Source organism: Geobacillus sp. Sah69, assembly GCF_001414205.1.
GTDB classification, from domain to species: Bacteria; Bacillota; Bacilli; order Bacillales; family Anoxybacillaceae; genus Geobacillus; species Geobacillus stearothermophilus.
In genome coordinates this window covers 1-8,737 of the sequence record NZ_LLKS01000012.1, presented here as the reverse complement: position 1 = coordinate 8,737, position 8,737 = coordinate 1, and the positions used below count along the sequence as shown (strand labels likewise).

Annotated in this window: 8 protein-coding genes and 2 pseudogenes; 1 reads left to right on the top strand and 9 read right to left on the bottom strand. The window is 50.6% G+C overall.

From position 1 onward, the window contains the following. A pseudogene (locus tag AP057_RS01385) lies at positions 1 to 180 on the top strand (transposase); the annotation flags it as partial. Positions 181 to 511: 331 nt separating this feature from the next. On the opposite strand, the gene urtE reads toward AP057_RS01385, so the two are convergent. From urtE to AP057_RS16850, 9 genes and pseudogenes are all read right to left on the bottom strand, one after another. Continuing rightward, positions 512 to 1,213 (bottom strand): urea ABC transporter ATP-binding subunit UrtE, encoded by a 702-nt coding sequence (gene urtE / locus AP057_RS01380; protein ID WP_055357888.1) that lies wholly within the window; start codon positions 1,211 to 1,213, stop codon positions 512 to 514. Then, a complete protein-coding gene (urtD, locus tag AP057_RS01375) occupies positions 1,192 to 1,956 on the bottom strand; it encodes an urea ABC transporter ATP-binding protein UrtD (RefSeq protein ID WP_055357887.1) in 765 nt (254 codons plus the stop codon). The genes urtE and urtD overlap by 22 nt, the downstream gene beginning before the upstream one ends. Continuing rightward, complete coding sequence (gene urtC, locus AP057_RS01370) at positions 1,931 to 2,989, bottom strand: urea ABC transporter permease subunit UrtC (RefSeq protein WP_055357886.1); 1,059 nt, start codon at positions 2,987 to 2,989, stop codon at positions 1,931 to 1,933. Before urtC ends, urtD begins: the two co-directional genes overlap by 26 nt. 11 nt (positions 2,990 to 3,000) lie before the next feature. After that, entirely contained in the window at positions 3,001 to 3,894 is an 894-nt protein-coding gene (gene urtB, locus AP057_RS01365; RefSeq protein ID WP_055357885.1) for an urea ABC transporter permease subunit UrtB, read from the bottom strand. Positions 3,895 to 3,955: 61 nt separating this feature from the next. Beyond that, positions 3,956 to 5,212, bottom strand: coding sequence for an urea ABC transporter substrate-binding protein (gene urtA / locus AP057_RS01360; protein WP_055357884.1), 1,257 nt, complete (start codon positions 5,210 to 5,212; stop codon positions 3,956 to 3,958). A gap of 290 nt (positions 5,213 to 5,502) precedes the next feature. After that, entirely contained in the window at positions 5,503 to 5,892 is a 390-nt protein-coding gene (locus tag AP057_RS17665; protein ID WP_235468428.1) for a PDC sensor domain-containing protein, read from the bottom strand. Beyond that, a complete protein-coding gene (locus AP057_RS17660) occupies positions 5,889 to 6,470 on the bottom strand; it encodes a hypothetical protein (RefSeq protein WP_235468426.1) in 582 nt (193 codons plus the stop codon). Before AP057_RS17660 ends, AP057_RS17665 begins: the two co-directional genes overlap by 4 nt. 458 nt (positions 6,471 to 6,928) lie before the next feature. Next, positions 6,929 to 8,176 (bottom strand): ArgE/DapE family deacylase, encoded by a 1,248-nt coding sequence (locus tag AP057_RS01350; protein WP_055357883.1) that lies wholly within the window; start codon positions 8,174 to 8,176, stop codon positions 6,929 to 6,931. Between the two features lie 395 nt (positions 8,177 to 8,571). After that, positions 8,572 to 8,737, bottom strand: a pseudogene (locus AP057_RS16850) (IS110 family transposase); the annotation flags it as partial.

The window sequence follows — 8,737 nt, the reverse complement described above, 5'->3', positions numbered from 1 at the left end:
GGCTCGGTGTCCTTTGTGACGCTGTTTGTGGCGTATTTCAACTTTCTGCGCCCACACAGCGCGCTCGAAGGCCGGGTGCCGGTCGTCATCCCGGAACTGGCGGATCTTCCGCATATGCCGGCCCGGTGGACGAAGCTGATCGCCATGGCACAAGCGTTTCTCCAACAAGAGGCGGCCTGACTTTTTTGTCCTCCGGAGCCCGTTGAACAGAACTCCTGCCGGATTCGGCGAAGCGAACCCTTGACCAACCGAACACCGCCAAAGGTAAAATTCGGTCATGGCAAGGGCGGCTTTCTTATTGCCTTCTTTTTTGTCCCCGTCGCCCTTGACGACTCTTCCGCACCTTTGGCGGGTGTTGGTCAAGGGCGAATCCGGCCCTCCGCATGCCCCACGATGCTCAATGGGATGATCTGTGTGGAGTTTTCATAGAACTTTTGACGCTACCTGAATGCTCCCGACTATACTCGCAGGTTCAAAAAATCTCTCATTCGCTAACACCGCTGTCTGCTGCTTAAACAGCAAGAAACGATTGAATATAAGTCAAATCAGCCCCATCGACATCCCCTTTCGCCACGACAGCACCGCGATCCAAAATATAGAAACGATCGGCACAAGAAAACGCCAGCTCCACGTTATGTTCGACCAATATGATGCCAACCTGCTTTTCTTTGGCAATTTTCATAATCGCATCATGAATCAACGCAACGATCGAGGGCTGAATGCCTTCCATCGGTTCATCAAGCAAGAGCAGTTTCGGCCGGCCGGCCAACGCGCGGGCAATGGCCAGCTGTTGCTGCTGTCCGCCGCTTAAATCTCCTCCTTTTCGCTGGCGCATCTCTTTTAAAATCGGGAACAGCGCGTACATTTCATCCAGAGTCGGCTGGGGACGGACTTTTTCGGCCTGCGCTTCCAGCCCGAGAAGAATATTTTCCTCCACCGTCAACGCCGAAAAAATTTCCCTCCCTTGCGGCACATAGCCGATCCCCGCTCGCGCCCGCCGCTCCGGCGGCCATCGCGTGATATCTTCCCCCTCCCATTCGACGACGCCTGACATCGGGCGAATCAACCCGATGATCGTTTTCATCAACGTCGTTTTTCCGACTCCGTTTCTGCCCAACACCGCCGTCACCCGACCAAGAGGAACATCCATGTCAACATGATCGAGCACCACACTTCCGTCATAGCCAGCCGTTACATCCCGGAGGCGCAGCACGCGTTTTTCCCCCTTCCAAGGTACACATCGATCACTTGTTCGTTTTGCTGCACTTCATCCATCGATCCTTCGCACAATACTTTTCCTTCATGCATGACTGTCACTTGTTTGGAATAGCGGCGGACAAAGTCCATATCATGCTCGACAATAATGACCGCACAATGTTCGGCCATTTCATGGAGCCATTCCCCCGTGCGCTCCCGCTCCGCCGCACTCATGCCGGCGATCGGCTCATCCAATAGGAGGAGCTGCGGACGCTGAATGAGCTGCATGCCGATTTCCAACCACTGCTTTTGGCCATGAGACAGTGAGCCCGCTAAGCGATGACGTTCATCGAGCAATCCAATTTTCTCTAGCTGTGCTGCCATCATTTCTTTCTCTTCTCCAGTCAACTTCGCCCGCAAAACGGAACGCAGACGCCGATCTTGTCGCATGGCTAACTCCATATTTTCCCACACCGTCAAAAACGGAAAAATGGAAGGGCTTTGAAACTTCCGGGCGATCCCCATTTGCACAATTTCATATTCGGGCCGTTTCGTGATGTCATGGGAGAAAAACAGCACTCGGCCGTCCGTCGCTCTCGTCCGCCCGCAAATGACATCGAGCAGCGTCGTTTTTCCCGCTCCGTTCGGACCGATCAAAAATCGCACTTCATGGGGGTAAACCGCGAGATCGACGCCTTGCAAAGCGCGAAATCCATCGAAGTCAACGACGACGTCACGACACATCAACACGGGCTTCACATTCATGCCCCCTTTTTTCTTTGATGCGAACGGCAGCGAGCGATTCATAAATGCCCGCCAATCCCTTCGGAACAAACAGCACAACAACGACAAACAAGGCGCCTAACAAAAGCAGCCATAGATCTGGATAATTTTCGCTTAAAAAGCTTTTCGCCGTGTTCATGACGATCGCGCCCATAATCACGCCCATGAGCGAGTGGCGTCCGCCGACAGCAGCCCACAGCACCATTTCGATTGAAGGAATAATCCCCATCATCTCCGGGGAAATGAGCCCGACTTGCAGGACAAACAATGCGCCTGCCACTCCGGCAAAGGCGGCTGACAAACTATACACAAACACTTTATAGACGGTCGGATTAAACCCTAAAAAACGAACCCGATTTTCAGCGTCGCGAATGGCAATGAGCACTTTTCCTAGCCGACCAGTCGTTAGACGGCGCGTCATAACGAAAATGAGGGCAAGAACAGCTGCTGTCAGCCAATACAACACAATTTGCGTAAGCGGCGATGATAACGAAAAGCCGAACACGGTCGAAAAATTGGTCAAGCCGTTCGTTCCACCCGTCCATTCTTGCTTGCCGATAAACAGCGTAACAAACACGACAACAACCGCCTGGGAAAGGAGAGAAAAATAGACGCCTTGAATCCGATTTTTAAACGTGAAATAGCTTAATAGGGCAGCCAGCAATGTAGGCAAGACGATCGCGGCGGCGATGGCCACGACAGGATGCGCAAACGGCTTCCAAAACCACGGCAGTTCGCGCACGCTGCTCCATTCCATAAAATCAGGCAAATGCCCTTGCGAAGCTTCGAGCTTCAAATACATCGCCATGCAATAAGCACCCAATCCAAAATACACCCCATGGCCGAGGCTCAAAATGCCGGTATAGCCCCAAATGAGAGAAATGCCGACCGCCACGATGGCAAAGCAAAGAAATTTGCCAAGCAAAGACAGGCGAAACTCCGTTAAATAAAATGGCGCAAGAAACAAAGCAACGAAAAACAGCCAGTATCCCCAACGTTTGTTCACCATGCTCCCTCCCCTCAATCGAGCGACCGCGTTCTCACGCTAAGAAGACCGGACGGTTTCCATTGCAAGAACGCAATAATCAAAACGAACACAATGACTTTGGCGATGGTGGCGCTTGTGGAATATTCGACAAAGGTGGAGATTAAGCCGAGGCCAAACGCTCCCAGCAGCGTCCCGGCCAGTTTTCCCACTCCCCCTAAAATGACGACCATAAACGCATCGACAATATAGTACGTGCCGATCGTCGGCCCAATCGGCCCAAGCAAGGTCAACGCACATCCCGCCACCCCCGCCAATCCTGAACCGATCGCAAACGAGTATGCATCAACTTTCTGCGTGGCAATGCCGAGGCAGGCTGCCATCGACCGGTTCATGGTGACAGCCTGAATGCGTCGGCCAGCTCTTGTTCTCGTTAAATACATATAAAGAAAGAACACGATCGCCAATACAAGACAGAGAATAAACAACCGTTTATACGGAAACACCGCCCCAAACAAGCGGATTCCACCATCCAGCCAGCTTGGCGGCACAACCGCCACGTTGGGCGCCCCAAAGATGAGACGGGCCGTCTGTTGCAAAATCAAACTGATCCCCCATGTCGCCAACAAACTGTCCAGCGGGCGGTGGTACAAATGGCGGATCAAGCTTTTTTCCAACCCCCACCCAAGCAAGGCAGCGATGAGAAACGACGACGGAATGGCAATGACAAAGTACATCCCCGCTGATTGCGGCACATGATGGGCAAAGATTTGTTGAATGACGTAGGTTGTGTACGCGCCGACCATCATCAGTTCACCGTGCGCCATATTGATGACGCCCATCAATCCAAAGGTGATCGCCAACCCAATGGCGATCAAAAGCAAAATCGAACCGACGCTCAGCCCGTTGAATAATTGGTCAATAAACATCGCCGTCCCCCTCTCATGTCCGCTGGGCGAGAAGGAAGGAAATCCCTTCCTTCCAAGTGAACTATTCACTTAATCCTTTCGCCCATGGGTAGCTTTTTAAATACGGATCCGGCTTCACCGGCTGACCGGAATTCCATAACTCTTTGAATTGTCCGTCCGCTTGGATTTCACCAATGCGCACCGTTTTCCATAAATGCTGCGTTTCCCCGTCAATTTTCACCGTTCCTTCCGGCGCCTTGTATTCAAGGCCGGCCGCCGCTTTTTTCACTTGATCCACATCAAAGGAGCCGGCTTTTTTCACTGCTTCGGCCCATAAATGAACGGCTGTATACGCCGCTTCAATCGGATCATCGGTCACGCGGTCTTGCCCGTACTTTTCTTTATACTTTTGTACAAACGCCTTATTTTCCGGTGTATCGGTCGTCTGAAAATAGTTCCACACAGCCAAGTGACCAGCCAACACATCCGGCCCGATCCCGCGTATTTCTTCTTCCGCGATACTGACGGACATCACCGTCACGTCTTTCGGTGTGATGCCAGCGTCTTTCAACTGTTTGAAAAAGGCGACATTGCTATCGCCGTTGAGCGTATTGAAGACGACAGCCGGTTTCACTTGTTTGATTTTGCTGATAATGGTGCTATAATCGGTATGGCCGAGCGGCGTATATTCTTCCCCGACCACTTGCCCACCTTCGGCCTTCAACTGGGCCTTGATGATTTTGTTCGCTGTCCGCGGAAAGACGTAATCCGATCCAAGCAAGAAAAACGTCTTGCCGCGGTTTTTCAGGAGCCAGCTGACCGCTGGAACGATTTGTTGATTCGTTGTCGCCCCAGTGTAAAAGATGTTCGGAGACGACTCCATCCCTTCATATTGCACCGGATACCAAAGCAGCCCGTTGTTTTGCTCCACAACCGGAAGCATCGCCTTGCGGCTCGCCGATGTCCAACCGCCAAAAATGGCGGCCACTTGATCTTTTTGCAGCAATTTTTTCGCCTTTTCGGCAAACGTCGGCCAGTCCGACGCCCCATCTTCCACAACCGGTTCAATTTTCTTGCCGAGCAGCCCGCCCGATGCATTGATTTCCTCAATGGCCATTAACTCGGCATCGCGCAGCGACACTTCACTGATGGCCATCGTTCCGCTTAACGAGTGCAGGATTCCTACTTTGACCACATCCCCTTCTTTGCCAGCCGAAGATGAATCATTTTGATTCTCGTTTTTGGCTTGATCCACTGCTGATGACGCCGCACATCCCCCCAGGGCAAAAACGCTGATGCATAAAAGCAACCATAATTTCCGCATGAATGTTGGTTTCATTCGCACACCCTTCCCCCTATTCATTTTGAAAATCAATGAGTCCCTATACCTCGTTCATCTGGCAAAGCGGCCTCCCTCCCTTGTTCCTCAAAAGCGATGCATGTTCTCCACGTTGAGGATTTGTTCTTGATTAGCAGTATAAGGCCCACGTTTCACGGACTCAACATATTTGTCATATTTTATTACACATTTTTGTTATATTTATTATCAATCATCTTCCGACCAATCAGCCAGGTCGAAAAACAAAACATGCCCCAAAAAGGCACACATGCACCTTTTTGGGGCAGCGTTCATTTCACAAGCGACAAATCCACTCCAATGACCCCGACAATTTGACCGTTATGATCCCTAATGGGAGCGGACACCGTGACGCAAAGATGTTTCGTCAATGCCGATACATACGGATCGGAAACATACACTGTTCCTCTACAAGCTTCCTGAAACCACGACCGGACTTTGGCGTTGACCAAGCCCGCCGGCGGATTCGAATAGACAAACGCCCCATCAAGACGATTCGACCAGACAGCCTCAATCTCTCCATTCTCAGATAAAAATCGATCCAGCACGCGTTGATGCATGGCCTCATCCATTTGTTCCAACGGAGCTGACTGAAGCAAAGCCGATAGTTTCTGAATCGTGTTTTTCACGACCGCATCATCGACAGAAATCGTTTCTCTCATCCAATCACGTCCGACCGTTTGCTGCAGCTCCTCCGCTGTCTTTTGCAGCGCTTCATTAATGCGTAAAATCTGTTCGACGCTTTCTGCGAAATCTCGCCGATCGCTGATATAATTTCATTGATGCGTCGCGAATGATGAACGAGATGGTCCATTTGTTCCAATAACGTTTCATGGTGGGAGCGCAGTGTTCGAATTTCTTTTTGCAACGTCTCCAATGAATTCCATGAATGCAGCCAATGTTCGGAAAACTGCTGGCTGCTCGCATACATATCACGTGAAGATGCAGCGATTTCCCTAGCCGCCTCCTCGATTGTTCGCATTTTGTTCGCCACTTTTTCCGTATACTCCACCGTTTTCTCGCTATGGTCCATCAGCTCTGCCGCACTATTCCGGCTTGAATCGGAAATGTCATTCAGCGAAAGTGCCGCCATCTTCATCTGTTCCATCGCTGCTTTGAGCTGATCAACCGCCACAACAATTTGCCTTGCAATTTGTTGCGGTCCTCCCTGCGTTTCCTCACGTCGAGGCTGATCCAGTTCGCGCTTTATTTTTCGTTCCGCACGTCTCGCAAAAATCAATGAGTGTCACTCCTTATGTAATATTTTATTACATGATTATAACATAAAATGAATACAAAACAAACTTTCAACTAATGATAGGCACTCACCATCCTCCATTGAAGACTTTTCTTTTGTAACGCCGCACCATACCAAGCGTACAAAAAAAGTGAGGGTGTCCCAAAAAGGATTGGAACACCCTTTCTTATTACTGTATATAGGCATAAAGCAATCACTAAGAAAAGAAACAATATGTCGTGTTTTGTTTGAGGAAAATTCCCCTTTTGGGCCAGCCCCTTTTCGCCTGCCTTTCCTCACCGTTTTCTGACTAAGTTTATCTCTCCACTTCTATAGCATGAAGAAGTCAACCGGCTTTTCAAAAAACGACGGATACTCTTGAGCAAGAAACCTCCGCGTGATGGCCTTTTCCCTTATTTAATACTATTCCGAACTGCTCCACGCTGATAAGACGGACTCGTTTACTCCTCTTTCCGCAACAAGTCATACAACGTAAGAGCCACGATTTTGGTTGCTGCAATCAAATCATCTATCCGAACGTGTTCATCCGCCCGATGGCCGTTCGCTTCAAGCAACGTGCGCGGACCAGCGCCAAATAGTACAACCGGAACACCCGCTTCCGCAAAGTGCCGTGCATCAGTGTAGAGCGGAATTCCATGAATTTCTGGTTCTCCTGTCATGATTTCCTTCCAATTTGCCACAAGCGTTTGAATGAGCGGGCAATCGGACGGTGTCGGCTCAAAACTTTTGGCCAAAAGAATTCGATCGCATTCTACTTCAATCCCCTCATAGCGCTCGGCTGCCCGTTTGACTAACTGTCGAATCTCCATTTCCACTTGCTCTCCGTCTTCTTCAGGAATCAAGCGGCGATCAATGCGAATAGCGCATTGGTCAGGCACAACGTTCGTGTTAATCCCCCCCGAAATCAACCCGACAACTAAAGTAGGGGAATCAATCCCCGGAACCACCGAACGTTTCTGTTGCAACGTTTCCCGATAAGCATAAAGGGCCTGCAATACGCCCGTCATCGCCTCAACGGCATCATACCCTGTATATGGCGCCGCTGCGTGGGCCGACTTGCCTTTCGTGCGAATTTCAAGATGAAGGCAACCGTTATGAGAGTTGACAATCGAATGCGTAAATCCAGCTGAAATCGCCATAGACGGCTGAATATACCCGTTTTCTATCATCCATTTCGGGCCAATTTCTCCGCCTGTTTCTTCATCAAAGTTAAAGGCAAGCGAGACGGTCCCCGAAAGCTTTTCACCCACTTGCCGAAGTGCCATGACTGCAAACGTATAGGCGGCAATGTCCGATTTCGATACCGCTGCTCCGCGCCCGTATATTTTCCCGTCGACAATTTCCCCGCCATACGGATCATACGTCCAGCCAAGCCCCGGGGCTACGACATCCCCGTGGGCGTTGAGGACAATTTCTGGGCCATCGCCAGATCCAAACGTCGTTTTTGCTACGACGTTCGCTACCCGTATCATCCCTCGTTCCCTTACTTTCTCGGCCTCCACCTCCAGCAGCTCGGCATCATAAAAGGAAAATTGCTGCAACCGCTTATAGATATGTTGGGCAATGGCATAGCAATCACCAGGTGGATTGTCTGAAGGAATGGCGACCAACTCGCGGAGAAATTCAATAATTTCTTTTTTCTCCATCTCGATCCAATCGATTATGTTTTGTTTCTCGTGAGATAGCATAATACGGCCTCCCTCTAGAAATGTTGATTTATCAAGGCTTTTCGGCCCCTCAGGGGTGTCCAAAAAATATTTTTCGACAAAATCTCTTACATCCTTTTTCAGTTTTGTGGATATCTTACAGACCTAGGGTGCGCTTCGCGGCCACGGCTGGTTATATTTTCCTGCCGTGGGGGGAAGCGTATTCGATGCACCCTTTGGATCTCCGCGTCGCTGATGAGGACGAACCCTCCCATGTCTCCGGGCGTCTTCGCGCCAACATTCCCTCGTTCGGTCTCGTCATCAGGCGGAGGCCGGCCAAGCTCCTTTGGGGACTCAAGGTCGAATGGATAAAATCACGCCAGCTTCTCCGGTGTCATCTCGTTGTCCAACGATTCTTCCGTTCGCAGGGGGAGGCCTTAGGCCGCCCGTTGCACCTGGGACAAGACGTCCTGTTTCATTCGCTCCGCGTCAAACGCTTGTTTCTTCGTACAAATCGCAAACAGCACATTCAACAGCTTCCGGCACAAGGCGACGATGGACTGCTTGCCGGTCAGCGGATTGACGGATCGGGTCGTRTAATAC